General features: G+C 33.6%; 28 protein-coding genes. 11 read left to right on the forward strand and 17 right to left on the reverse strand.

Features of this window, described 5'->3' with window-relative positions:
• From COU51_02390 to COU51_02410, 5 genes are all read left to right on the forward strand, one after another.
• Positions 1-561, forward strand: a 561-nt coding sequence (locus COU51_02390; protein PIR66705.1) for a hypothetical protein, incomplete at its 5' end; no start/stop codon positions are given.
• Complete coding sequence (locus tag COU51_02395; protein ID PIR66706.1) at positions 543-1616, forward strand: hypothetical protein; 1074 nt, start codon at positions 543-545, stop codon at positions 1614-1616. The genes COU51_02390 and COU51_02395, both read left to right, overlap by 19 nt.
• 28 nt (positions 1617-1644) lie before the next feature.
• The gene (locus COU51_02400; protein PIR66707.1) at positions 1645-2169 is read left to right on the forward strand and encodes a hypothetical protein; all 525 of its coding nucleotides are present in this window, start codon (positions 1645-1647) and stop codon (positions 2167-2169) included.
• Positions 2166-2717, forward strand: a complete 552-nt coding sequence (locus COU51_02405; protein ID PIR66708.1) for a hypothetical protein — start codon at positions 2166-2168, stop codon at positions 2715-2717. Before COU51_02400 ends, COU51_02405 begins: the two co-directional genes overlap by 4 nt.
• Positions 2698-3018 (forward strand): hypothetical protein, encoded by a 321-nt coding sequence (locus COU51_02410; GenBank protein ID PIR66709.1) that lies wholly within the window; start codon positions 2698-2700, stop codon positions 3016-3018. Before COU51_02405 ends, COU51_02410 begins: the two co-directional genes overlap by 20 nt.
• Before the next feature lie 8 nt (positions 3019-3026).
• On the opposite strand, the gene COU51_02415 is transcribed toward COU51_02410, so the two are convergent.
• The gene (locus COU51_02415; GenBank protein PIR66710.1) at positions 3027-3254 is read right to left on the reverse strand and encodes a hypothetical protein; all 228 of its coding nucleotides are present in this window, start codon (positions 3252-3254) and stop codon (positions 3027-3029) included.
• 170 nt (positions 3255-3424) lie between these two features.
• On the opposite strand from COU51_02415, the gene COU51_02420 reads away from it, so the two are divergent.
• Entirely contained in the window at positions 3425-3706 is a 282-nt protein-coding gene (locus COU51_02420) for a 50S ribosomal protein L27 (protein ID PIR66711.1), read from the forward strand.
• Between the two features lie 45 nt (positions 3707-3751).
• On the opposite strand, the gene COU51_02425 is transcribed toward COU51_02420, so the two are convergent.
• Both COU51_02425 and murA read right to left on the reverse strand, forming a co-directional pair.
• Positions 3752-5005 carry a hypothetical protein gene (locus COU51_02425; GenBank protein ID PIR66712.1) on the reverse strand — a complete coding sequence of 418 codons (1254 nt, stop codon included), beginning with the start codon at positions 5003-5005 and terminating at the stop codon, positions 3752-3754.
• A gap of 27 nt (positions 5006-5032) precedes the next feature.
• Positions 5033-6283 carry a UDP-N-acetylglucosamine 1-carboxyvinyltransferase gene (murA, locus tag COU51_02430; GenBank protein ID PIR66713.1) on the reverse strand — a complete coding sequence of 417 codons (1251 nt, stop codon included), beginning with the start codon at positions 6281-6283 and terminating at the stop codon, positions 5033-5035.
• 66 nt (positions 6284-6349) lie between these two features.
• Between murA and COU51_02435 the strand changes: the two genes are divergently transcribed.
• Positions 6350-7657 (forward strand): hypothetical protein, encoded by a 1308-nt coding sequence (locus COU51_02435; GenBank protein PIR66714.1) that lies wholly within the window; start codon positions 6350-6352, stop codon positions 7655-7657.
• Here COU51_02435 and COU51_02440 read toward each other — a convergent pair.
• Genes COU51_02440 through COU51_02485 form a run of 10 tightly spaced genes read right to left on the reverse strand, consistent with a single transcriptional unit; the run spans position 7637 to position 15559 of the window.
• A complete protein-coding gene (locus COU51_02440; GenBank protein ID PIR66715.1) occupies positions 7637-8374 on the reverse strand; it encodes a spore coat protein in 738 nt (245 codons plus the stop codon). The two genes, COU51_02435 and COU51_02440, sit on opposite strands and share 21 nt — an antisense overlap.
• Positions 8375-8398: 24 nt before the next feature.
• Complete coding sequence (gene rfbD / locus COU51_02445) at positions 8399-9241, reverse strand: dTDP-4-dehydrorhamnose reductase (protein PIR66716.1); 843 nt, start codon at positions 9239-9241, stop codon at positions 8399-8401.
• 53 nt (positions 9242-9294) lie between these two features.
• Complete coding sequence (locus COU51_02450) at positions 9295-9957, reverse strand: hypothetical protein (protein ID PIR66717.1); 663 nt, start codon at positions 9955-9957, stop codon at positions 9295-9297.
• Between the two features lie 21 nt (positions 9958-9978).
• Positions 9979-10980 (reverse strand): dTDP-glucose 4,6-dehydratase, encoded by a 1002-nt coding sequence (gene rfbB, locus COU51_02455; protein PIR66718.1) that lies wholly within the window; start codon positions 10978-10980, stop codon positions 9979-9981.
• Positions 10977-11381 (reverse strand): HIT family protein, encoded by a 405-nt coding sequence (locus tag COU51_02460; protein PIR66719.1) that lies wholly within the window; start codon positions 11379-11381, stop codon positions 10977-10979. The genes rfbB and COU51_02460 overlap by 4 nt, the downstream gene beginning before the upstream one ends.
• 16 nt (positions 11382-11397) lie before the next feature.
• On the reverse strand, positions 11398-11877 hold the full coding sequence (locus COU51_02465; GenBank protein ID PIR66720.1) for a spore coat protein: 480 nt from the start codon (positions 11875-11877) through the stop codon (positions 11398-11400).
• Positions 11874-12053, reverse strand: a complete 180-nt coding sequence (locus COU51_02470; protein PIR66721.1) for a hypothetical protein — start codon at positions 12051-12053, stop codon at positions 11874-11876. The genes COU51_02465 and COU51_02470 overlap by 4 nt, the downstream gene beginning before the upstream one ends.
• Positions 12054-12058: 5 nt before the next feature.
• Positions 12059-13342 (reverse strand): hypothetical protein, encoded by a 1284-nt coding sequence (locus COU51_02475; GenBank protein ID PIR66722.1) that lies wholly within the window; start codon positions 13340-13342, stop codon positions 12059-12061.
• Positions 13343-13344: 2 nt separating this feature from the next.
• Complete coding sequence (locus COU51_02480; protein PIR66723.1) at positions 13345-14907, reverse strand: hypothetical protein; 1563 nt, start codon at positions 14905-14907, stop codon at positions 13345-13347.
• Positions 14908-14950: 43 nt separating this feature from the next.
• Complete coding sequence (locus COU51_02485; GenBank protein ID PIR66724.1) at positions 14951-15559, reverse strand: hypothetical protein; 609 nt, start codon at positions 15557-15559, stop codon at positions 14951-14953.
• 6 nt (positions 15560-15565) lie between these two features.
• Between COU51_02485 and COU51_02490 the strand changes: the two genes are divergently transcribed.
• A complete protein-coding gene (locus COU51_02490) occupies positions 15566-17524 on the forward strand; it encodes a hypothetical protein (GenBank protein ID PIR66725.1) in 1959 nt (652 codons plus the stop codon).
• Between the two features lie 54 nt (positions 17525-17578).
• Here COU51_02490 and COU51_02495 read toward each other — a convergent pair whose 3' ends face one another.
• Genes COU51_02495 through COU51_02510 form a run of 4 tightly spaced genes read right to left on the reverse strand, consistent with a single transcriptional unit; the run spans position 17579 to position 20882 of the window.
• On the reverse strand, positions 17579-18679 hold the full coding sequence (locus tag COU51_02495) for a hypothetical protein (GenBank protein ID PIR66726.1): 1101 nt from the start codon (positions 18677-18679) through the stop codon (positions 17579-17581).
• Positions 18645-19439 carry a glutamate racemase gene (locus tag COU51_02500; GenBank protein ID PIR66727.1) on the reverse strand — a complete coding sequence of 265 codons (795 nt, stop codon included), beginning with the start codon at positions 19437-19439 and terminating at the stop codon, positions 18645-18647. Before COU51_02500 ends, COU51_02495 begins: the two co-directional genes overlap by 35 nt.
• An 8-nt stretch (positions 19440-19447) precedes the next feature.
• Positions 19448-20320, reverse strand: a complete 873-nt coding sequence (locus COU51_02505) for a zinc metalloprotease HtpX (protein PIR66728.1) — start codon at positions 20318-20320, stop codon at positions 19448-19450.
• A gap of 4 nt (positions 20321-20324) precedes the next feature.
• Complete coding sequence (locus COU51_02510; protein ID PIR66729.1) at positions 20325-20882, reverse strand: hypothetical protein; 558 nt, start codon at positions 20880-20882, stop codon at positions 20325-20327.
• On the opposite strand from COU51_02510, the gene manB reads away from it, so the two are divergent.
• From manB to COU51_02525, 3 genes are read left to right on the forward strand one after another with little or no spacing between them, the layout of a single operon-like run.
• Positions 20827-22320, forward strand: coding sequence for a phosphomannomutase/phosphoglucomutase (gene manB, locus COU51_02515; protein ID PIR66730.1), 1494 nt, complete (start codon positions 20827-20829; stop codon positions 22318-22320). The two genes, COU51_02510 and manB, sit on opposite strands and share 56 nt — an antisense overlap.
• A gap of 44 nt (positions 22321-22364) precedes the next feature.
• Entirely contained in the window at positions 22365-22550 is a 186-nt protein-coding gene (locus COU51_02520) for a hypothetical protein (protein PIR66731.1), read from the forward strand.
• Positions 22551-22558: 8 nt separating this feature from the next.
• Positions 22559-23794 (forward strand): hypothetical protein, encoded by a 1236-nt coding sequence (locus tag COU51_02525; protein ID PIR66732.1) that lies wholly within the window; start codon positions 22559-22561, stop codon positions 23792-23794.
• Positions 23795-23840 lie beyond the last annotated feature (46 nt).

The raw sequence follows: 23840 nt of genomic DNA on the forward strand, positions 1-23840 counted from the left end.
CTTATGGATGACTGGAAGACGGATGCTGAAAATGGTGGTATAATAGAAGGAAATGAGACAATCGGCGAGGATACGTCGCTAGGTCCTATAAAAATAAATGGCGACCTAAATTTAGTTAATAACGCAACATTAACAATTGAAGGGACAGTCTACGTGACCGGCAATATTACATTTAATAATAACATAAACGTAGAACTTGCGAGTTCTTATGAAAATAAAAGCGGAATAATTATTGCCGATGGTACCATAACACTAAAAAACAATATATTATTTAGTGGCGCGGGCGATGGTAGCTATATAATATTAATCTCTGCATTAAACGATACCGTAAACGATGCTATTGTTTTATATAATTATTCTGACGCATCTATACTATACGCTCCTCATGGAATAATAAATCTGGTAAATAACGTCAGTCTCCATCAAGCGTCGGCTTATAAACTCAATCTATCAAATAATGTCGAGTTGCATTACGAGACCGGACTAACTGATATATCCTTTTCCTCAGGTCCATCAGGTGGCTGGTCAAAAATAAAAGGAACTTGGCAAATAATAGAATAAACATAAATATAACTATGCTTTTACAACCAAAAACAGTAGCTTTTGGTTTAGATATAGGGGGAGAAAGCGTAAAAATTGCTGAAATTAAACGTGCTAAAAATATCAAGGGCGAGGAATCGCTGGTTTTGACGTCTATAAATAAAGTCCCCCTTGATCATCACGCTATCTTAAATGGTGAAATAAAAAATCCCACTCTTGTAATTGAGGCTATAAAAAAATGTGTCAAAACAGCGCGTGGAAGATTTTTAAAAACAGCAGCCATAGTTTTATCAATACCGGAATCGCAATCGTATTATAAAGTAATCAAAATGCCACAAGATAAACAAGCGTGCGATATATATAAATTTTTAGAGGGTGTATTAAGTAAGCATTTTCCAATAGAAAATAATGATTTATATTTTGACTGGCAACTTTTGTCAAAAGAAGTAATGGCTGTTGCTGGTGCTTCAAAAAATATTATTGATTCTTATACAAATGTAATTGAGCAGTCTGGGTTAATTCCTGTTGCTATGGAAACAGAAAGCGCTGCAATTACAAGAGCGCTTGTAAGTAATAGTGTGAAAACAAATGCAGTTTTCATGGATCTTGGTGCAAGCCATTCTTCTATAATAGTAGTCCAAAATAACTATCCTATATTTACATTGAGTATTCCCCTTTCCGGAAATGCAATGAGTGAAGAAATATCAAGACTTCAAAAAATACCATTTGAAAAAGCGGAAGAAATAAAATTAAGCTGTGGTTTTGATATAAAAAAATGCGGACCAAAAACTCAAATAATATTAAATAATATTATTTCATCTTCAACTCAGCAAATTAAGACCGGGCTTCAATATATAGAAAAATATCTAAAATATAAACCAAAAAAAATTTATATTTGCGGGGGTGTATCTTTAACATCAAAAATCGCAGTTATACTATCTGAAAAACTTAAAGTAAAATTTAGACGCGCCAATCCTTTAATAAACATAAAAGTTGATAAAAACTTGGAGACCAAAGACATAGAGCTACTAAAATATACAACCGCTATTGGTCTAGCTATACGTGGTACAGAATAAATATTATAAATTAACTGGCATATAAGCTATGTTAAAATTAAATTTACTATCCCCGGAAAAAAAAGAACAAGTCGTTCATCAAACGGTGTTTATTTCTATCCAATTTTTTATTTCATGGGCTCTAATCGCTATCTGTGTCGCCGGAATGATTTTGCTGATTACAAAACTTATAATGCAAAATAGCTTTAACCAAGCGGTAAGTCAAAATAGTTTGGTTACTAAAGAATATGGCGAATTAAACCAAAGCGTATATTCACTAAATAAAAGGATTGACTTTCTTGCAAAAATACAAAGCCAATTTATCGTTTGGTCACCAAAAATATCACCGCTTACCAATATGGTGCCCAGTGGTATAGAATTATATGCAATCAACATCACTCATCCGACAAAAGATATACAAATAACCGGAAATGCCGAAACCCGTGACGTACTTTTGGAATTCAAACGCCAAATCGAAGAATCGTCTATGTTGAAAGATATAGTCTTACCCATAGAAAGCTTATTAGAATCTACTGATGTGGATTTTAAAATTACAGCAAAACTAGCAATATGACTTTTATACAAAAAACATTTATTTCAACCATAGTTTTATCTCTTTTTGGGGTTTCTATTTATTTTTTTATTATTCAACCCACTATTGCGGATATAAAAAATTTTAATGATAGGATCCAGATTGAACGTGTATCTTTGGAAAATAAGTATACAAGCAGAAGAAACATAAAAAATATTATCGCTGATGTATCCGAAATAAAAGAACAACTGACAGATATTGAAGATAAAATGATAATAAAAAGTGGCGAAGAGGTAGGATTTATACGCAGTTTAGAGAATATCGCTTCTCTCAATAATTTGGTACAAAAAATAAGCTTACGCCCGACTGATGAGCAAGAAATAAACCTGGCAACAAAGTACAATATAACGATTAATTTAGCTGGTGACTATATAGACACACTGAAATATTTAAGAGATATGGAAGCGTCTGATTTTTATATAATAATCTACGGCGTAAATATTACATCAAATAAAAATAATAAAACCAACGCGGCGTCTTCGGGCAACGTAAAAACTAATTTATACGGATATGTTTATTTTTCCATCTAAAAAACAAAGTAAATTTGGAATAGCAACAATACTGAACTATGTTGTTTGGACCTTTCTAGTTTTAGTGCTAATATTTTTTTCCTGGCTATTTTTATTTATTTACAGGCATATCTACGCTGTAGTTGTAGAAGAAACAGCAATCGTTAATTTAAAATCCCAGCTCGTAATAACTAAAGTCCATAAAACCCAGTTTCTTGAAACATTAAAAAGGCTGGAAGAAAAACAATCTCCGGTTATACTTTTAGATTTTTCTAAAATAAAAAATCCGTTCAAAACCCCTAAAGTCAATACGGGCCTATAACGGATTTCTTATGCTATATTTTCGATACCCTTTATTTCGGGTATTTTTTCTTTTATTGATTCAAGCACACCGGCTTTTAGGGTAATCTCTGACATAGGACAATGGACACAGGCTCCGTACAAACGAACCTTAACTATCTTTTTTTCTTCATCAAAATCAACAAATTCAATGTCTCCTCCGTGAGCTTGAATAGACGGCTTTATTTTAGATATTATTTGCTTAAGTTTTTCTTTCATATTAGCGCTTATTTTAGAATAATATTATATTTATACCATAAGTAATGTCTCTTGACAACTTTATATAAGTATGGTAATCTATAATTAACATTAATTTTCCTTAGCTTTAGCTCTAGATTTATTATACTTTTAATAAGCTAATGAAGCTAATAAGCTGATGAAGCTGACTCATGGCACATAAGAAGGCAGGAGGCTCAACTTCGTTAGGACGCGATTCGCAGTCAAAACGCTTAGGCGTAAAACTGTCTGACGGAGCATTCGCTAAAAAAGGCGCGATTATTATAAGACAACGCGGGACGAGAGTTCATCCTGGCGAAAACGTAATGCGCGGAAATGATGATACCCTTTTTGCAAGTGCGGAAGGAACCGTAAAATTCAAAACTAGAAAAAAACGGGCTTTCACCGGAAATTTGCGTCCTATAAAAATAGTAAATGTTGAACCTGTAAAATAAAAATCTCCGACAAGTCGGAGATTTTTATTTTACGATTTTATTAATTTATTCCAGCAATTCTATTGCTTTTTTTAATTGCGGATCTTCGCTCTTCTTATAATCATCTTCCGTATAGTCTACTACATAATTTGGTTCTATCCCCTCACCATCAATAGATGTGCCATTAGGTGTAAGCCAAAGAGCAATTGTTAATTTTAATGCAGACCCGTCCTTATACTCGGTGTAATCTTGTACCGAACCCTTACCAAATGTTTTTTCTCCAACTAAAATCGCTTTATTGTAATCCTTGAGAGCGCCTGCAACTATTTCTGAGCCTGAGGCTGAACCCCTATTTATAAGTACAACTGTTTTAGAATCCTTTAACCGACCCTTACCGTTAGCAGTTAAACCGGTATCCTGACCGTTATTCCGCTCATAAACCACCGGTTCATCAGGAACCCATTCTCCAGCCATAGTAACGGCTGCATCCAAATAACCGCCAGGATTATTACGTAAATCAATAATAATACCCTTGGGATTTTTTAGTATTATTTTTTTAACCATATCATCAAAATCTTTTTTTGTATCATTACCAAATTGCAAAATTTTTACATATGCAAAATCTCCTTCCATACGCCACTGCACACTTTTTATTATTATCTTACCTCTGGTGATTTCTATCTCTTTCGCGCTTGCAAAACCATTTCTGGTAATCGTTAGCTTAACTATTGTTCCGCCCTTACCTCTTATCTGATTTACGGCATAATCAAGTGCAATGCCTTCAGTATTTTTTCCATCAATCGCCAACACTTTATCTCCGGGTAAAAGTCCAGCTTTTTCCGCAGGAGAATCAGATAGTGGTGAAACGATTATCAGTTGATTGTCTTTTATACCCACCTCCGCGCCAATACCTTCAAATTCACCAGCTAAATCCTGCTTAAATTCTTCCGCAACCTTTGGAGGAAAAAATAATGTGTATGGATCACCCAATGAAGCGGCCATTCCTTGCATCGCGCCATAGAACATAGTCACTTCATCTATCGGCGCATGTACATAATCTTTTTTTATTTTCTCCCAAACCTCCCAGAACATTTTAAAATCAACTTCGTCTGTAATTAAAAAATTTGGTTCCGCATCTTTATTAACCAATTGTTTTAGCTCAAATTGTTTGCTTTTATAAAAAAATAAAAATTTTCCGGCGTATATACCAGAGGCAAAAACAACCAATAAAATAACAATACTTAAAAGAACTCCGAGATTGCGGACAAAAAAATTTTTCTTTCCGTGATAATCAATTCTAAATTTACTTTTTTGAAACATAATTATTATAAAATGATATTGCCGGCACTACTCTCTTTTTATTTTTGCTCCGAGTTTATTTAAACGTTCGTCAAACTTTTCATAGCCCCTGTCTAAATTCTCTGACCCGTCAACTATTGTAATACCTTTTGCTAAAAGTCCCGCCAAAACCAAAGTTGCTCCAGCGCGTAAATCAAGACCTTTTATTTCCATTCCCTTAAGAGCCGTCAGTCCTGTAATAAGTACACGATGTGGATCGCAAATGATTGCGTTTGCTCCCATTTTTATAAGCTCGTTAACATAACTCATCCTTCCTTCATAAAGTGGGTCGTGAATTAAACTCGTCCCATTGCATTGAGTCGCTAAAAGACCGAAAGGCGCCTGTAAGTCAGTCGGAAATCCCGGATATGGCAAGGCTTGAAGCTTAAAAGAAGAAAGAGGTTTTTTGAAAAATATTTCTACGCTATTTTTACTCAAGGTTAATCCGGCACCAATACGCTCCAAAAGTTCGTAGACCGCATCAAGATGATTGTGGTCTACTCCTCTCAATTTTAATTTACCCTTTGTAATGAGAGTGGCAACAATAAACGTTCCAGCTTCTATGCTATCCGGTATAACAGTATGTTCGCCACCAAAAAGTTTTTTCACTCCTTTTACAATAATCTTATGTCCTAAATCTTGCTTAATGTTTCCGCCTAACTTATTTAAAAAGTCTATTAAATCAATAACATGTGGCTCAATAGCTGCTGATTTTATTACTGTAATGCCCTTCGCAAGACAAGCAGCCATTATTATATTTTCTGTTGCCGTAACAGAAAACTCAGGCAAAATAATTTCTGCTCCCTTTAACTTCTGAGCGCTTAAAAAAATCTGTTTATTTTTATGTAGAACCTTTGCACCTAATTTTTGAAAACCATATAAATGAGTGTCGATTGGCCTTCTTCCTATTATGCATCCGCCGGGTTCAGGAAGAGATACTCTACCCATACGAGACAAAAGAGGGCCTAAAATTAGAATAGACGAGCGAAGCTTTTGTATCAATCCTACATCAAGCCCTCTAAGTGTAACTTTTTTAGGTAAAACCGTTACTGTATGATTTTTATATGAAATCAAAAAACCAAGCCCTTTTAATATTTGGAGCATTACCCTAACGTCGGATATGTTGGGAATGTTTTTAATGACACATCTTTCTGTTGCCAAAATACAAGCCGCTAAAATCGGCGTAGCGGCATTTTTCATTCCAGAAATTCTTATTTCTCCTTTTAATTTGTGACCCCCTTGTATAATAAGCTTTGACATATTCACTATTATTATATATAGTTGGCTATGAATAGTCAATCATAAAAACAAAATTGAAAATTTTATATGCAACGTAAATATCGTAAAATTATCTTCTTTGTCTTTGCTGTTTTTTTCATAATTAGCATACCGATAATTCTTCTTTATACCGGAGGCTACAGATACAATATAAAGAAAAATAGACTTGAAAAAACAGGTAATCTTGTAGTAAATACCAAAACCAAAGGAGTGACTCTTTATTTAAACGAAAGAAGATTTGAAAATAAAGAAGAATTTAGAATACAGAATATTTTACCCGGAGAATATTTGATAAAAATTATTAAGGAAGGATATTTTGATTGGCAAAAAAAGCTTGCCATAGAGAGCGAAATAACAACTTTCATAAAAGACGTACGGTTATTTAAACAATCCTTACCAATAAATGTTATCGATAAAAATACCAGCACTCTTTTTTATTCTCCAAATGGGAAATTTTTTATAACTGATGTATATTTACAAGAAAGCAACAACTATCAAATTATTATCTTTAATACAGAAACCGAAATATACGAAAAGCTGGCATTGTCAACTAAACCTCTTGTGGATACAGTTTGGTCCGGTGATAGCAATAAATTTGTTATAAAAACATTTTCCGATTATCAGTTATTTGATATAAATCGTGAAAAAATAGAATTACCAAAAATAACAAATATTAAAAAAATAAAGTGGGATGAAAAAAATGGAATGGTATTGTATGCGGAAAATGATAAAGGAATTTATAAAATTGATGCACTTTTTAATACTTCCAATTTATTATACCCACTTATAAAAACTATTGATGATTTTAATATTTCGGGAAATTATCTTTATATCACCGAGAGCTTTTCTTTAAAACAAATAAATCTTAAAGACAGTACGGATATCATCACCATACCCTTAGAAAGAAAAAATTATGTTATTAAAGACCTAATAAATAAAAAAATATTTTTGCTCAATCAGGGCAATAAATTACAAGTTTTTGATCTGCCCCTCAATCAGCTATCAACTCCGATTCTCATGGCTAACGCCAAAGATTTTAATTTATCCGGTAATAGCCTCCTCTATTATGATAATTTTGAGTTATGGACACATAACTTTGACGGGGGAGAAAAAACGCTTATAACGAGAATCGGGGAAAATATAAAAAAAGCCCGCTGGTTAAACGGCTCAGAATATATAATTTTCATCCTTGAAAATAAATTAGAAATTATAGAAATGGACAAGCGCGACCAAAGACAAACAATAGGAATAATAAAGTTTGACGATATCAACGATATGCTGATAACGAAAAATTTTAATATTTATTTTACTGGCCAACTGCAAAATTCAAAAGGTCTATTCAAACTGGAAATTTAACTCTTTTATATCTCTGGCGGCAAGCATATTAGCCTTTAGAAGTGACGGAAATGTTCCTGCGTCAACCCACCATCCGTTCACAATAGAAAAACGCATCGTTCCGTCCTCTATATAAAAATTATTGACATCAGTAATCTCAAGCTCTCCTCTGTCAGAGGGTTTTAGTTTTTTTATAACATCCCAAACACGGTTATCGTACAAATATAGACCCGTCACGGCATACGGACTTTTTGGTGCAAGAGGTTTTTCTTCTATTTTTATAATCTTCTCACCTTCTATTTCCGGTACTCCAAAACGCTCTGGGTCATCCACTCTCTTCAAGAAAACTCTGGCGCCATCTCCTTCTTTTTCAAATTTTTTAATTTCTTCTTTAAAGCAATCCTGATAGATGTTGTCTCCTAAAATCGCAGCTATTTTCTTATTATCGGCAAAATCTTCCGCAAGACCAAGGGCTTCCGCAATACCCCCTGGCTTGTCCTGAATAGTATAAGAAAGATTAAGCCCCAACTCTTTGCCAGAACCTAAAAGTTCTAAAAACTGTCCGGCGTGCCCTGTACCAGAAATTATTAAAATATCTTTTATGCCGGCAGAAGCTAAAATATATAAAGGATAAAAAATAATCGGATATTTCCAAACCGGTAAAAGAGATTTATTCACTACTTTGGTAAGCGGCATCAGACGAGAGCCTGTTCCGCCAGCGATAATAACACCCTTCATATTAGGTAAGTTATTTTTATTAATTTAGGATAGATAATTAATTAATGCTTCTTTCCAATCACGCGCTTCTGGAAGTTTGGTATTTAACAATACTGAGTATTCTGGTCGTTTCGCAGGGCGCGGAAACTTGTCTCCAGAAACAGGAATAGCCTTTACATCAATTTTCTTTTGTTTAAATATCTCGCAAGCAAATCCATACCAGGTGCATCGTCCGCTATTCGCTGAGTGATATATCCCAAATGGCTGTTTAGTTTCTACTATATACTTTGTTCTTTCTGCTAAATCCGGCGCATAAGTCGGAGAACTCAATTCTTCGTTAATAACTTCAATTTCATTTTTTGATTTTGCCAAATCAAGCATTACTTCAACAAAACTCTTTTTAACCGATAAGCCAGCGCCAATTTTTCCAAAAAGACGCGATAATCGGATAATATAATACTTATCTGTGTTCTTGGCTGTTTCTATCTCTCCTAAAAGCTTTGATGCACCATATACGCTTATTGGTTTTGGGATATCATTTTCTTTATATCCTTCTTTTTTTTCCCCGTCAAAAATATAGTCAGTGGAATAGTGGACAAATATTGCGTCTATTTTTTTACAAGCTCCTGCAATAAATCCTGTCGCATATCCGTTTAATAATACCGCTCGTTGCTTTTCTTCCTCTGCCTTATCTACATTATTATATGCCGCCGCATTTATTACAATATCCGGTAATAATTGACTAATTTTTTTTTCAACCTGATGCTTGTTTGTTATATCCAATTCTTCAAAATCCCATGCAAAAATTTCCGCGCCTAAAAACGCAAACTTTAGCTCTTGCCCCAACATTCCTTTTGCGCCTAAAATTAAAATCTTCATATTAATCATATAATAAGCATAAAATACAAAAATGTCAATTAAAAAACTCCGGAATGCCGGAGTTATATTTTTACGCCTAATGACCTTAGATGATCTTCAAGTACTTCAAAATCATTTTCATAGTAATGAACCCTTAGCTTACACATTACTGCGGCCAAAACATTTACATATCTGTCATCAATAAAGAAAACTCTGCTTGGAGGTAAATTAGCCGCCTGTATAGCTCTTTCAAAAATCACGCCATCTCCGTCTGATTTCATAACACCATACTCAAAAGAAAATAGAGTTATATCAAACTGCTCGCGCGACATCATCTGCCAGAATCTGTCATGGTGCACAATACAAAGATCAGAGATTATGCCCGTTCTTATGCCTTGGGCTCTGAGAGCCTTTATCAATCTCACGAACCTATCATCAAGTCCAAGCATCATTTGCCAAATCTTTATGAATTTTTTAAAGCCTACCGTTAGCCTCAGCCTTCTTTTCACTTGCCCATAAAATTCATAAGGATAAATTTGACCCCTATCAAATGCTTTAACGCTATCCCAAAAACTTCTATATTTATCCGTGTAACCATGCCTCATGATTTTCTTCAATCTTCCTAGACTTAGGTCTGATACCCGTGAAAGCGCAACCGCTACGCTATCTCTCAATACTGGAATAATAACTTGTCCCAAATCAAAATAAACAAAATCAATCATTCGTTCGTTCCCTGCGTCCTTCATCGCTTCTCCTTTTTCAAAGAACTAGCTATATTGTTTTTTATAATAATCCAGATACTCTCCGCTTGTAATCTTTCGCCACCAATCTTTATTATTTTTATACCATTCAACTGTTTTTGTCAACCCATCTTCAAATGATACTTCCGGTCTCCAGCCAAAATCGCTTATCTTTTTTGTATCAATAGCATAGCGTCTGTCGTGACCTGGTCTATCTTTCACATAATCAATAAAAGTTTCATTTTTTCCGCAAGCATTTATAATTTTTTTTGTTAAACTCAAATTGTCTATTTCCGGATTTTGATTTGCACCAATATTATAGACTTCTCCCAATACTCCTTTGTGTAAAACAATATCGATCCCCTTACAATTATCCTCAACATACAGCCAATCGCGAATTTGCGCGCCATCCCCATAGACCGGAACTTTTTTATCTTCTAATAAATTAGTGATGAAAACAGGAATTATTTTTTCCGGATATTGATACGGACCATAATTATTTGATGAGCGGGTGATAATTATCGGCGTACCATAAGTTCTATGATGCGCTAAACACAATAAGTCGCCACTTGCTTTTGATGCTGAATACGGACTTGATGGTAAAAGCGAGGCGTCTTCTTTTGCAAATCCCCTATCTTTATAATCTCCATAAACTTCATCCGTGGATATCTGTATCATTTTTTTAATTCCCAAATCCTTAACTGCTTCTAATAAAACTTTTACTCCAAAAATATCTGTTTTTAAAAAATCATCGTCATTTATTATTGAACGGTCAACATGAGTTTCTGCTGCAAAATTTATGATTATATCAACATCCTGTAATGCACCCCTTACTGCTTCTTTGTCACAAATGTCTCCTTTTATAAATCTATAATTCGGATTATTTTCTATATCGCGCAAATTTTCCAAATTTCCGGCATAAGTCAGTTTATCAAAATTGATAATCTTGTATTCAGGATATTTTTTTAAAATGTATCTTATAAAATTTGATCCGATAAATCCGGCCCCTCCAGTGATAAATAGCTTCATAGATTTTCTTTAATTTTTCTAGCTATATTTTCTATTTCTCCTTCGCTATATGGTTTGCCATGCCAAATTTCATGTCCATCACCAATAAGTCTTGGGATAATATGAAAATGAGTATGAAATATTATTTGTCCTGCTACGCTCTCGCTATTTACTACTAAATTATATCCACCGGCGTTTGTCGCTTTTACTGTAGCTGGGGCTATTTTTTTAATAGCTAAAATAATTTCACAAAGTAGTTTATCTGGAGTATCAATAAGGTTTTTATGATGTTCTTTTGGGATAACTAAAACATGACCGGGATTTGTCGGCCTAATATCTAAAAATGCCAATATTCTATCAGTTTCATAAATTTTTTCCGCGGGCAACTCGCCACTCGTAATTTTACAAAAGATACATTCCATAAAAATTTTCTTGTTACTAACTATACTCTTCCCAATTAAAATTTATTTCTGAGTCGTTGTATACAATTCGCTCCTCATCCGGTTCAACGGGGTTATAACTTTCTGTTGTATGATAAAAAAGATGAACCGGCTCATTACCAAGCGCTTTATATCCATGCGCAACACCCATGGGAATTAAAATCAATTGCGGTTCATCAGCGTTTGCTTCAATTGTTTGCGTTTCACCCTTTGTCGCAGAACCATCGCGTAAATCATAAAGTACTATGATTGCTTTTCCGCGAGCAAAAAACCATAAATCGTCTTGCTTTTTGTGCCAATGAAATGCCTTTATGGTTCCAGGGTATGCCACTGTAAAAGTTGTCTGTCCAAAACGCTGAAGCAAACCATCGTCATCCCGCAAAACTTCCATTAAAAACCCAGGCTTTTCTACTGGCTCGTCAGTATCGGGAATGTCCTGGCGAACTTTTAATTTTTTTATTTTTACTCCGTTTATCATACTTTTAGTTTATTATTTTTTTTACTCTTTGTCAACGCTAATATCCCGCTAACAATAAGAGCTAAAAATAACCAATTTATATTTAAAAAATTGGTTGCAAAACCAGGGCGAATAAATTCAGCTATCGCTAATAATAAAAAAGTTATTAATAATGAATAAAATAGATGTTTTAACATAGTAATTAGTGATTGGTGATTAGTGTATAGTAAATTTTTTCAAAAATCTTTTTGATGCTAAATTTTTCTCCGATTAATCTTATATTTATACTGTTTATCTGGACAATGTCGCCAGATGTGGAGTCAGGTAAAGAAAATAAAAATCTTAATTTTCTATATGGTGTAGGAATTTCTTTTATATCAAAAACCGCAGTATTTGTTTTTACCTCATATTCTTCTTTCGGTGTCACGTATCTTGCTAGAATATAATTTACCTCCGATAAATCCGCATCTCCGTAAAATACTTCATATCGCGGATAAAAAAGATATTTTGAATTTAGGAAAAATATTGATCCCTCAATCTCAATATCGCCTTTTGAAACACTAATTTTTTTTATATCCCTATTGGCAAAAACTTGAGTATAGGGCATAAAAAGTTCATTTATATTTATTTTTGATTCTTTTACCGGTCGGGTAAGACCTTTTATGATAATCTCCTGCAAACCATAAGATTTTTCTACTTTTGTCAGAAAACGCGAACCCGCCAAATAGATATCTTGTGTTTTTTGTAATTTGCCAAAATTTATTTTATCCAAAATAGCAACATATAACGAATTTATTTCTATACGATTAAAAATCGTACTTTCATCTCCCACCAACTCAATCTTAAATAAATTTTTATTAATTAAAATTTTATTAACCTTGTATTCTCCGACCGCATCAACAATAATTTCCGGATTATCGGAATAAGTAATTATTTTTATAAAATTTTTAATCGGAAAATCAATAATTGATTTTCCCTTCGCTAAAAATTCGGCTTTTATAGGTGATGCTTCAGCGTGATAAGCTAACGTTTCTTCAAAAGCAGGCGGATTAATTAAGAACTCGTTAATACTTTTATATCTATTTTTTCGCTGATACAGAACCAAGCCATTCTCTTCTATTTTTTCCCAGGAAAAATTATCAAAAATCTTATTCTCTAAAGTTATAAAATTAAAACTTTTCCGTGTTTCATCCTGAGCAACGCCTATTTCAAAAATATCGTTTGCTAAATTTTGATAATTAATTTCTACTTCTGCTTTATCATATTTTCTCGGCAATTTAATATCAAAATAAACCGGCTCGCTATTAATGGTGGCGCTGTCTTTATTTTCAGAAACCCTTGAAACAGGTACTAACTGAGATAATATCGGCTGATTTTTATTAAATTTATACTCCAACTCCAAAACGGAACTAATATTTTTATAGCATAGCCAGCCAAAAATTATAATAGGAATAAAATAAAATAAATAAAGAAATTTAAATTTCATAATTAAACGATGTATTTATTTGTTTTTATCAATTTATACAGCACCTCTTTCCCGAATATATTAACCCTTTCCAAACGAAATCCATATATTTCTAAATAATTATTTAGTATCATTAATTCTTCATTATTAATACCAATAGTGTAATAATAAAATTCTTTAGTGTGCATCATACTAATCCCCTGAAGAAGCTTCATATCTTTTATATTTTCCGTATATAATATATTACTTTCCGGAAAAAATATTTTATCTTGTCGACCTGTAATTATGATGTCCTTTGGTAAAACTATTTTTTCTACTTCTTTTTTTATTTCATAATTTTTATTTAAATTTTTTAGGACAGCGCGAAGTCCGTCATCCACCTCAAAATATACGTTATAAAAAGAAAGCCCTACCATAAAAAGCAAAATTAGTGGTAATGCTTTTTTAAAGCGTTTTAGTATAGCGCTCCAAAAAATATAAACCAATGGCAAATAAACAATAAAAATCGGCAACCAATACCTAAAATGCGAATCACCTAACGTAAGCCGTCCGGCAGGGTTATCTATAAACTTTCCGCTTCCGTAAAAAATTAAAAGCCAAAGAGAAAATATAGCGGAAATCATAAAATATCTTTTTTGATTTCCGTCTTTTTTTCCAAAAAGCCAAACAAAAAATCCAAAAAAGACCGGCACGCTATACCACCAAAGATACTTAAATAAAATATTAATTATGTTTTTTATAATTGTATAAAAATCAAAACCAAAAATAAAAAGTTTTTTAAAAATATCAAGCGAAGGAATAATTGTTCCATTATTTAAAGCATTTTTTTCTAAAGTATAACCGCTTCCAAAAAAATTTCCGTAAAGCGCGCCATTTTGCACCAAAAATGGCAAAGACAAAAACCCTATCAAAATAAAAGCATATAAAACCTTTATAAAAGAAACGTCTTTCCTGTAAAAATATAATATTAAAAAATATATCGGGAGTGTCCATATTGCTTCAACCGGTCTTACGGCAAGCATAAACCCAAAGGTAATCGCAAAAAGCAATAGATATCTTATCCGCCCTTTTTTTATAAGTCCATGTTGCCCTATCCATAACGATATTAATAAAAAAGAAATAAAAGGAACATTAGCATACAAATAACGTGACGCATAATACCATAATGGCGGAAGTGTTAAAAAAATAATAAAAGAAAAAAACGCATTTTTTTTATCAAACACATTCTTTATAATTCCATAAAAAGCCAGCGCTCCTAAGATTGCCAGAAGCGGAGTAAAATACTGAAAAGCTCCAACGGAAAATATTTTTCCAAAAAATCCATAAATAAGAGGGAGCCCGATAAAACCCTGCGGAACCAAAGAGTAACCATTAAAAGATATGCTCCGCGGGTGCATTGTATTTTCTAAAAAATTATTTAAAGGCGCTAGCGTAAAAAAATCACCATTTGCAATATAACGAGTTATAAAAAAATTATACGCCGTTTCATCCGGAGAATTAAAAATTGGCGGTGATACTATGCCATACCAACAATAAATAATAAAAAAAAGGATTGCTAACCCTCCTACTAAAATTTTTTCTTTCATATTGAATATTTCAAGTCTCGTATCTTTCGTTATGGGTCATGTACTACAATGACAAGCCCTTATTAAAAATATTTAAAAGCGCAAAACCAATTGATAAAATTAGTGTCCATTCGGCAATGAGCATAGTATCGCTATTATTTAATAAAAGCGAAAGTAGTATCATACCAATTCCCAATACTTGTAAAACCATTTTTGTTTTTCCCCAACGGCTCGCGCTGATTATTGTTCCATGATGTTTTTTAAGCCATCCGCCAATAATTACAAGGAGTTCTAAAGAAATAATAGCCATCCCTATCAAAATATTTACATATTCTAATATTAAAATAAATAAAACTCCCCCGATTAAAAATTTATCAGCGACAGGGTCAAAAAGCGTACCCCAGGCTGTAACTTGTTTACGCATTCTAGCCATCGTTCCATCTAAGACATCTGTAAAAGCAATTATTAAGAATACAGGCGCAGCGATTAACCAATCCTCCCTAATGACAAATAAAAAAACAAATGGGGTTGCGAGCATTCGAAAAATCGTGATATGATTGGGCTTAACAGATTGCGGAAAAATCCATAAAAATAACCGGCACACTACATAATCATGCGGATAAGGCTTTTCACGTGAATTTAGCAATTTTATGTCTTTTTTTATGTGTATCATATTTATATGTATAATTATAACAAAATTTATCTAATTTTAGCAATAGTTCTAATCTTTAACTTGTTTTTGCCTATTTTACCGCTTTTTTTGCATATAATAATAGGAAGCCTATCTATTATTTTAGCGGGGATAGCTTATAAATCAAAAATAAACAATTCAACCGATAGCTCAGAATGGGCTATCGGAATATTATTTATCTTTGCGCTTATTGCACTAATCGCTTCTCTCTTTTTTTATTTCTCTTCTCTTGGTAAATTGGCAATGATTATAACCTTATTTATTATTTTTTTAAAAACAAAAAATTATAAACTAAGTTTTCCTAAAATTAAATTTTCAAAAAAAGATTTTTTGTCGGCACTATATTTTGCATTAGCGGGATTATTAATTTATTTTGCAGTATCCGCTGCTTCAGCGGATATTATAAAAACTCCTTGGCAAATATTATCGAGTTTTTATTTACCTTTATTTTTCTTAGCAACGCTGATACTTATTTTTTCACTTCACAAAAAAAGTTCTGCCTTGGCTTTGATAATCTATTTTTTTATATTCTTCTCTGTTGCCGCCTTTATATATAAATTTGGATATGGATTTGATCAGTTTGTTCATGAAGCGACGCAAAAATATATTTTGGATTTTGGCACGATAACACCAAAACCGCTTCAATATATCGGTCTTTATGGTATTAATATATTTTTAAATAAAACGCTGGGAATCGGAATAGAATTTCTGAATAAATTTTTGCTACCTATATCTTCGGGTATTTTAGCTATGGCCATTTATAGCCTCTCGAAAAATTCATTAAAAATTAAAAGTCCTATTGCGATTTTAGGACTACTACTTTTGCCATTATCATATTTTATTGTTACTACTCCTCAGGGATTCGCAAATCTTCTTCTCATATTTTTTATCTTTCTTTCGCTGAGCCAGTATAAAAAATATTTTCTTTCGCTCGTAATATTCTTAATACATCCCATAACCGGTATCGCTGCGTTTATTTATACCGCGCTTTTAAAATGGAAACGAAAAAAAACAATAGCAATTCTTGGAGTTTTTGCAATACCCGTAGCGTTTATGCTCCTTTCGATAAAATCTAGCGGGACACTTAACTTGCATTTTGAATTTATAGAATCTTTTTTACATTATTGGAGCTTGCTAACTTTTGGTGGCTTTAAGCAAAACTATAACTTTTGGCTTGATATTTTTTATTTAGCACAATATTTGTTTTTACCATCTATAATTATATTATCGATTTGGACAGCAAGAAAATATAAAAAAGAAATCAGCCAATTTCCGTTATATCTTTTTTTTATTTCAACGATTAGTTTTTTTATAACAAGGGTCTTCATTGATTTTTCTTATCTCATTGACTATGAGCAACAAAATTATCCTGAAAGAATTTTTTATATCTCAATTTTATTTATAGCTCCATATTTTATTTTAGCTATACAAAAAATATATTCATGTATAGAACGAGGACGAACAGAATATAAAATATTTTTTGCTTGTCTTTTTGCAATTTTGCTTACTGCTAACTTTTATCTTACTTATCCCCGATATGATGACTACCAAAATGATAAAGGAAAAAATGTAACTCTTTGGATGATAGATTCGGTAAATAGAATTAAAAAAGATGCAGGTGATAATGACTATGTAGTGTTGACCGACCAAACCGTAAGCGCAACCGCATTAAAAATAAATGGCTTTAAAAAATATTACAAAACTCCTTTGGGTGAAATTTTTTATTACCCTATCCCAACAGGCGGACCTTTATATAACGAATTTCTAAATCTTGTTTATAATGATGTCGGATACCGTGCTATAGAAAATGCACGGATGCTGACAGGCACAGAACGAGCTTATGTAGCCCTACCGAGCTATTGGGAAAACGCAAATAAAATAATAGAAGGCTTAAAAAAAGACATGGAGATACTTTATAGTGATGAAAATATTGTAATACTAAAATAGTTTTGATAAAAAAAGCTATATAACGTTTTATAAAAACTGCATTATCTGCAGTTTTTATAAATATTTTTTCATTTTTTCTACCAGATCGTCTACGTCGCCAGGATTAAATATGTAACCATTTTTTCCTTCTATAATTGGCTCACAAGCGCCACCAATACGAGCAACTATAACCGGCACTCCGCAGGAAAGAGCCTCATAAACCACATTTGGGGCGTTTTCATAAACAACTGAAGGCACAATAACGGCTTTTGCGTTTCTATAAAATTCCGGCAATTTTTCTCGTGATATTTGTCCGTGAATTTTTATATTCGGATTAGTTTGCGCATGTTTCTTTACTTCCGACATCAAGACACCGTTACCAATAATATCAAGTGTTACGTTCGTAGGTTTTAATCTTTCGAAAGCATCAAGCAGAAGCAAAATCCCCTTATGGTGTTCTATCTTGCCAACATATAAAAAATTATTCGCAACTTTTCCCCCACTATCAACCGATTTATTTTCACAAACGAAACCAAGTTCATTTGGCTTATATAGTTTTTCTTGATTTATAAAGAATCCATTTTTATAATAAAAATCCAGAAGCCATCTGGATGGAAAAAATATTTTTTCCGGATAACTCATAAGCCTACGGGTAAAAAATCTATAAATACGGGTCAGTACCCCCATATGCTCCCATGACTTTTCTTTCCCCCACTCTATTAATCCGCTTGGCGTATAAAACGAAACATCGTGAACAACTGCGTAATTTTTAATTTTTAATTTTTTAATTTTTAAAGGAGTTAACAATGATAGCCCTTTTATATTATGACAAGTTACAATATCCGGGCTCTCGCGCTTCAGAATTTCTGCAATATCGTTTGCCAGACGAAAATTAAAAGTATCAATAATGTGCCAAATAAAACGAAGACAAATTGATTTTTTTCCAATATTATAATAATTAAAAATATTTTTATGGGATACTTCAATAATTTGTAGATTTTTTGCATCACTAGTAGAACAAGCGTATCCTTTATCAAATTTTAATGTAAGCACAATAACTTTATTGCCTTCACGCGCCAATTTTTCTGCCTCTGCACAAGCAATTTGCTCTGCTCCACCATAAGAATTTGGCGGAAATAAACTAGAAATTATCACTATCTTCATAGATATTAACATTATTACCTAATATTTTATTTACTATATTTATAGAATGCGGTGTCTTATCTGATAAATAAATTTTTAATTCTTTATTTTTAGACAACTTATTATCTAACCCCTTATCACTAAATAATAACTTTTTTATTTCTTGGGCAATACTTAATGCGGAATCAACCAAACGGGTACGGCGACCAATTTTTACCTGAATGATATCTTTTATAATTGGATAATGCGTGCAACCCAAAATCAGTACATCAGGATTTTCGTTCTTTAAGCCATCCAGATATCTCCGAGCTATTCTTTTCAATTCTGCGCTTTTATGCCATCCTTCTTCAATAAAAGGAACAAAAAGCGGACAGGCTTTGGAAATTACGCTAAACCTTCCTTCTTCAGCTATCTTTTTTTCATAAATACCTGAACCAATTGTTGCCCGAGTGCCAATTATTCCTATACGTTTATTATTTGATAATTCTATAGCTTTTTTTACTGCCGGAGTTATAACTTCAAAAATAGGGATGTCCGGATATCTCTTCCGCAAAGCATCAATCCCTAATGCAGAAACGGTGTTGCAAGCAACCACCAAAACATGCGCGCCACGGGCAATAAGAAAATCCGCATCTTCCAATGCGTATTTTATAATTGTTTCTTTGCTTTTATTTCCATATGGCGTACGGGCTGTATCTCCAAAATATATTAAGTCATATTCTGGCAATTCTTTTTGAAGCTCTCGAACGACCGTAAGCCCTCCGACGCCGGAATCAAAAATACCAATCATAATAAATTAACTTACGCCATCCCCCGCAGTGCTTTTACCCTTTCTTCAATCGGAGGATGAGTTGAAAATAATTTTGAAATATTTTTCTTTCCAAAAGGATTTGCAATAAATAGATGCGCTGTTCCGGAGTTTGCGCTTTTCATTGGCGCACTATACGCGCTAATTTTTAAAAGCGCGCTTGCCAACCCCTCGGGATAACGAGTTAAAAGCGCGCCCGAAGCATCGGCCAAAAATTCGCGCTTGCGGGAAATTGCTAATTTTATAAGTTCTGCTATAATCGGCGAAAGTATTATGGCAATAATACCAATAATAGCCAATACTCCTCCTGCGCGGTCATCACGATTTCTCCCAAAAAAACTGATTCGATAAAACCAATTTACAAGAATAGAAATTATTCCAACCAAAACCACGACAATCGTCATCAATCGAATATCAAAATTTTTTATATGTGAAAGTTCGTGAGCAATTACGCCTTCGAGTTCTTCGTTTTCTAGCCGTTCAATAATCCCTGTCGTAAGCGCAATTGAAGCGTGCTCAGGATCTCTGCCACAAGCAAAAGCATTGGGCGCAGAATCGTTTATTATATAAATTTTTGGCATTTGTACTCCTGATGCTATACATAAATTCTCTACCATTCGATAAACATATTGATTGTCGGATTTTTTTATCGGACCTTTTGCGCCCGATGAAGATAACGCTACCTTATCGCCGGCATAATATCCGCCCAAAGACATTAAAACTGCGAAAACAGCCGCAAAAACCAACATTTCATATCCATATCTAAGCCCTTCTGCCATGAACCAGCCCAATACCAAGATAATGGTAATAAATACCATTATCAAAATTACTGATTTTCTTTTATTTGCGTCAATCTGACTATACATATTCCTATTCAAATTTTATTTGAGGCACTTCTTTTTCTTTTTCGCTGTCTAGTTCAAAAAAATCTCTCTTTTTAAAACCAAGTGTTCCAGCAAGAACATTATTCGGAAACTTTTGAATCTTTATATTGAAATCACGCGCATTACTATTAAAAAATCTGCGCGCTGCCTGAATCTTGTTTTCCGTATCCGAGAGTTCATCCTGAAGTTGTAAAAAATTTTGCGAAGCTTTTAAATCCGGATAATTTTCTGCGACAGCAAACAGTGTTTTTAGTGTACCCGTTAAAGCATTTTCCGCTTTTTCGTGTTCATCCATTGTTTTTGCGCTCATTGCAGCAGTTCTTGCTTCAGTCACTTTTACGAATACAGAAGACTCATGTTTCGCATAGGCTTTTACAATTTGGACTAAATTAGGAATTAGGTCGTATCTACGTTTTAATTGAATATTGATATCAGACCACGCTTCGTCCATGCGATTTTTTAAAGTTATAAGACCATTGTAAAGCGCTATGAGCCAAACTGCCACAACAGCTATGACACCTAAAATGATATATAATATATACATATTTGAGTTTAATTTACTTATTAGCTACAATATTATAATAGAGCACTTAATATTAAAAGTCAATAATATGCTGGATGAAAATATTTTTAAAGCTTACGACATAAGAGGTGTCTATCCTGACGAGTTAAACGAAGAATCAGCCAAGAATATAGGCAGGGCTTTTATAAAATATACGCGCGCAAAAACTGTTCTCGTTGGAGAAGATGCCAGGGTTTCTACTCCGGCTCTTAGAAAAGCTATCTTATCAGCCATACAAGAAAGTGGCGCTAATATTATTTTTGCCAATCAACTAACGACACCGATGTTTTATTTTGCTGTTGTGGACTCTAAAGTAGACGCCGGCATAATGATAACAGCATCACATAATCCAGGCAAATATAATGGCTTCAAAATGGTTTGGGGTGATGCAACTCCGATTGGCGAAGGAAGCGGAATGGAAGAAATAAAAAAACTGGCAATAGAAAATATAGAAATAAAAAAATCAAAAAATAACACTCCGGGAGAAATCACAAAAATTGACATAAAAGAAAAATATATAAAAAAAATTCTCTCACTTGTTAGGATATCAGAAATAAAATCAATGAAAATATCGGTTGATGCTGGAAACGGGATGGCAGGCATCATTCTCCCCCGTCTTTTGAAACAACTTCCTCAGCTTAATGTAGAAAACTTATTTTTTGATATTGATATGTCTTTTCCGAATCACGAAGCAAACCCCGTAAAAGAAGAAACTTTAAAAACCTTGAAAAAATCTATTGAGCAATCTGACGCGCATTTTGGCGTTGCTTATGACGGAGATGCCGATAGAATTGGTTTTCTTGATGAAAATGGAGAATTTATAAGATCTGATTTCATCTTCTGCGCTATTTTACCGAAGCTTTTATCAAAATATCCTGAAAGTGCAATATTGTACGATCTACGTTGTTCAAAAATTTTGCCTGAAGAAATAAAACGTTTGGGCGGAAAACCATTAATGACTCGCGTGGGACATGCTTTTATAAAAAAACAACTCAGTGCTTCCAATGGAGCCGGCGCAGCAGAGCTTTCTAGTCATTTTTATTTTAAAGATTTTTATGGTGTTGAGTGTTCTGATCTTATGCTTTTATATCTTTTAATTATCGTAAGTGAAAATAACAAACCTCTTAGTAAAATAATAGCGCCATTTAAAAAATATATGCAGTCGGGTGAAATAAACTTTGAAGTAAAAAATAAAAATAAAAAAATAACAGAAATAAAAAATAAGTACGGTAAAAAAACAAAAAACTACAGTAACATTGACGGAATACGATTAGAATTTGAGGAAGATGGCGGACTTTGGTGGTGGTTTAATGTACGCGCTTCAAATACAGAACCGCTCCTGCGCTTAAATATTGAGGCAAACAATAAAGACTTACTTGAAAAAAAACTGGCAGAACTCACAGAAATAATTGAAAAATAGTATTTTATATTCCGGATTCAATAAAAAAATGCTATAATATCAATATGTGGCAGATAATATTTGGCGGAACAAAAAAAGCAAAAAATAGCTCTGTTTTTACAAAAATTATTTTATGGATACTGGCAGGGAGCTGTTCAACCTATATTATTATTGGGCTTCTTATCGGCGTTGCCATAATTGGCGCCATGATATTATTAGCTCAAGACCCAATTAGCTTAATAACACAATAAAAATTTATATGACACTACCCTTTGATCTTAGTTTTAGAAAAATTCTTATTGGCATTGGCCTCGTTATTTTAGCTATTGGGCTTGGCTTTGGCATTTATCTCACTTTTTTCGCTACTGCTCCCTCCGAACCCGTAACGAGTGTCCCAGAAAAAACAGGAACTGGACTTACTACAGGCGGATTACCGCTTTCCGGAATTGCGGAACAAAAACCAGGGGAAGAAACGGTAACAGAGGGCACGGGGGCTACTACGGGATTACCCCAATCTCAAACCGTGCTATCCAGTAGCCTCACAATAACTCCCGCACAAAATACAACGCTGTCTTCTGATGGCAATGCTATGCAATATTATGATTCAATAAGCGGACTTTTTTATAAAGTTGATACAAACGGATCATTAACTCCTCTTTCAAGTAAAACATTCTATCAGGTACAAAATGCAACATGGTCTAATGATAAAAATAAAGCTGTCCTAGAATATCCTGACGGCTCAAATATTATTTATGATTTTGCAACCGACAGCCAAACGACTCTGCCAAAACATTGGGAAGACTTTGAATTTGCCCCAAATAACAACAAGATAATTGCTAAAAGCATCGGTACTGATCCATCTAGTAGATGGCTCGTGGTTTCGGATACAAACGGAGCAAACGCAGAAGCAATTTACGCTCTAGGTGAAAATGCAGACAAAGTACAGATTGCCTGGTCACCAAACGATCAAGTAGTAGGGTTTTCCGCAACAGGAGATGCCACCACCGAATTTGGAACGCAAGAAATTTATCTTTTAGGAAAAAATAAAGAAAATCTAAAATCATTAAAAGTTCCAGGATTTGATTTTAGTGCTAAATGGGCAGATGAAGGAGATAGGGTGTTTTATAGCGTCACATCTCCAAACGACGGCTATAAACCAACCCTTTGGGCAGTAGATGCTTCTGGTGAAAATATAGGCGCAAATGCTGTTAAAATTGGCTTAAATACCTGGATAGATAAATGCGCGGTTATCTCTGGATACCGAGCTTATTGCGCAGTGCCAAAATCGCTTGATGACGGCGCTGGCTTTGATAGACGGTTAGGAGCGACAAGCGATGACGTTTTTTATCTGGTTGATTTTAGAACCGGAAATAAAACTTTTATCGCTGAACCAGATACTGACTACAGCGTCAATCAAATCTCTGTTGATGTAAACGAAAATTATATATACTTTACCGACACCATAACCGGTGCATTACATAAGATAGAAATATAAATGAAATAATCAACGGTCAATGGTCAATTATCAATGAATTCCAAAG

Source organism: Parcubacteria group bacterium CG10_big_fil_rev_8_21_14_0_10_36_14 (assembly GCA_002772895.1).
Lineage (GTDB): Bacteria > Patescibacteriota > Patescibacteriia.

Bases quoted from the DNA above. Each gene is read 5' to 3' on its own strand.
- COU51_02400 (PIR66707.1), top strand. From the start codon at position 1,645: ATGTTAAAATTAAATTTACTATCCCCGGAAAAAAAAGAACAAGTCGTT.
- COU51_02405 (PIR66708.1), top strand. From the start codon at position 2,166: ATGACTTTTATACAAAAAACATTTATTTCAACCATAGTTTTATCTCTT.
- COU51_02410 (PIR66709.1), top strand. From the start codon at position 2,698: ATGTTTATTTTTCCATCTAAAAAACAAAGTAAATTTGGAATAGCAACA.
- COU51_02415 (PIR66710.1), bottom strand. From the start codon at position 3,254: ATGAAAGAAAAACTTAAGCAAATAATATCTAAAATAAAGCCGTCTATT.
- COU51_02420 (PIR66711.1), top strand. From the start codon at position 3,425: ATGGCACATAAGAAGGCAGGAGGCTCAACTTCGTTAGGACGCGATTCG.
- COU51_02425 (PIR66712.1), bottom strand. From the start codon at position 5,005: ATGTTTCAAAAAAGTAAATTTAGAATTGATTATCACGGAAAGAAAAAT.
- murA (PIR66713.1), bottom strand. From the start codon at position 6,283: ATGTCAAAGCTTATTATACAAGGGGGTCACAAATTAAAAGGAGAAATA.
- COU51_02435 (PIR66714.1), top strand. From the start codon at position 6,350: ATGCAACGTAAATATCGTAAAATTATCTTCTTTGTCTTTGCTGTTTTT.
- COU51_02440 (PIR66715.1), bottom strand. From the start codon at position 8,374: ATGAAGGGTGTTATTATCGCTGGCGGAACAGGCTCTCGTCTGATGCCG.
- rfbD (PIR66716.1), bottom strand. From the start codon at position 9,241: ATGATTAATATGAAGATTTTAATTTTAGGCGCAAAAGGAATGTTGGGG.
- COU51_02450 (PIR66717.1), bottom strand. From the start codon at position 9,957: ATGAAGGACGCAGGGAACGAACGAATGATTGATTTTGTTTATTTTGAT.
- rfbB (PIR66718.1), bottom strand. From the start codon at position 10,980: ATGAAGCTATTTATCACTGGAGGGGCCGGATTTATCGGATCAAATTTT.
- COU51_02460 (PIR66719.1), bottom strand. From the start codon at position 11,381: ATGGAATGTATCTTTTGTAAAATTACGAGTGGCGAGTTGCCCGCGGAA.
- COU51_02465 (PIR66720.1), bottom strand. From the start codon at position 11,877: ATGATAAACGGAGTAAAAATAAAAAAATTAAAAGTTCGCCAGGACATT.
- COU51_02470 (PIR66721.1), bottom strand. From the start codon at position 12,053: ATGTTAAAACATCTATTTTATTCATTATTAATAACTTTTTTATTATTA.
- COU51_02475 (PIR66722.1), bottom strand. From the start codon at position 13,342: ATGAAATTTAAATTTCTTTATTTATTTTATTTTATTCCTATTATAATT.
- COU51_02480 (PIR66723.1), bottom strand. From the start codon at position 14,907: ATGAAAGAAAAAATTTTAGTAGGAGGGTTAGCAATCCTTTTTTTTATT.
- COU51_02485 (PIR66724.1), bottom strand. From the start codon at position 15,559: ATGATACACATAAAAAAAGACATAAAATTGCTAAATTCACGTGAAAAG.
- COU51_02490 (PIR66725.1), top strand. From the start codon at position 15,566: ATGTATAATTATAACAAAATTTATCTAATTTTAGCAATAGTTCTAATC.
- COU51_02495 (PIR66726.1), bottom strand. From the start codon at position 18,679: ATGTTAATATCTATGAAGATAGTGATAATTTCTAGTTTATTTCCGCCA.
- COU51_02505 (PIR66728.1), bottom strand. From the start codon at position 20,320: ATGTATAGTCAGATTGACGCAAATAAAAGAAAATCAGTAATTTTGATA.
- manB (PIR66730.1), top strand. From the start codon at position 20,827: ATGAGCCAAACTGCCACAACAGCTATGACACCTAAAATGATATATAAT.
- COU51_02510 (PIR66729.1), bottom strand. From the start codon at position 20,882: ATGTATATATTATATATCATTTTAGGTGTCATAGCTGTTGTGGCAGTT.
- COU51_02520 (PIR66731.1), top strand. From the start codon at position 22,365: ATGTGGCAGATAATATTTGGCGGAACAAAAAAAGCAAAAAATAGCTCT.
- COU51_02525 (PIR66732.1), top strand. From the start codon at position 22,559: ATGACACTACCCTTTGATCTTAGTTTTAGAAAAATTCTTATTGGCATT.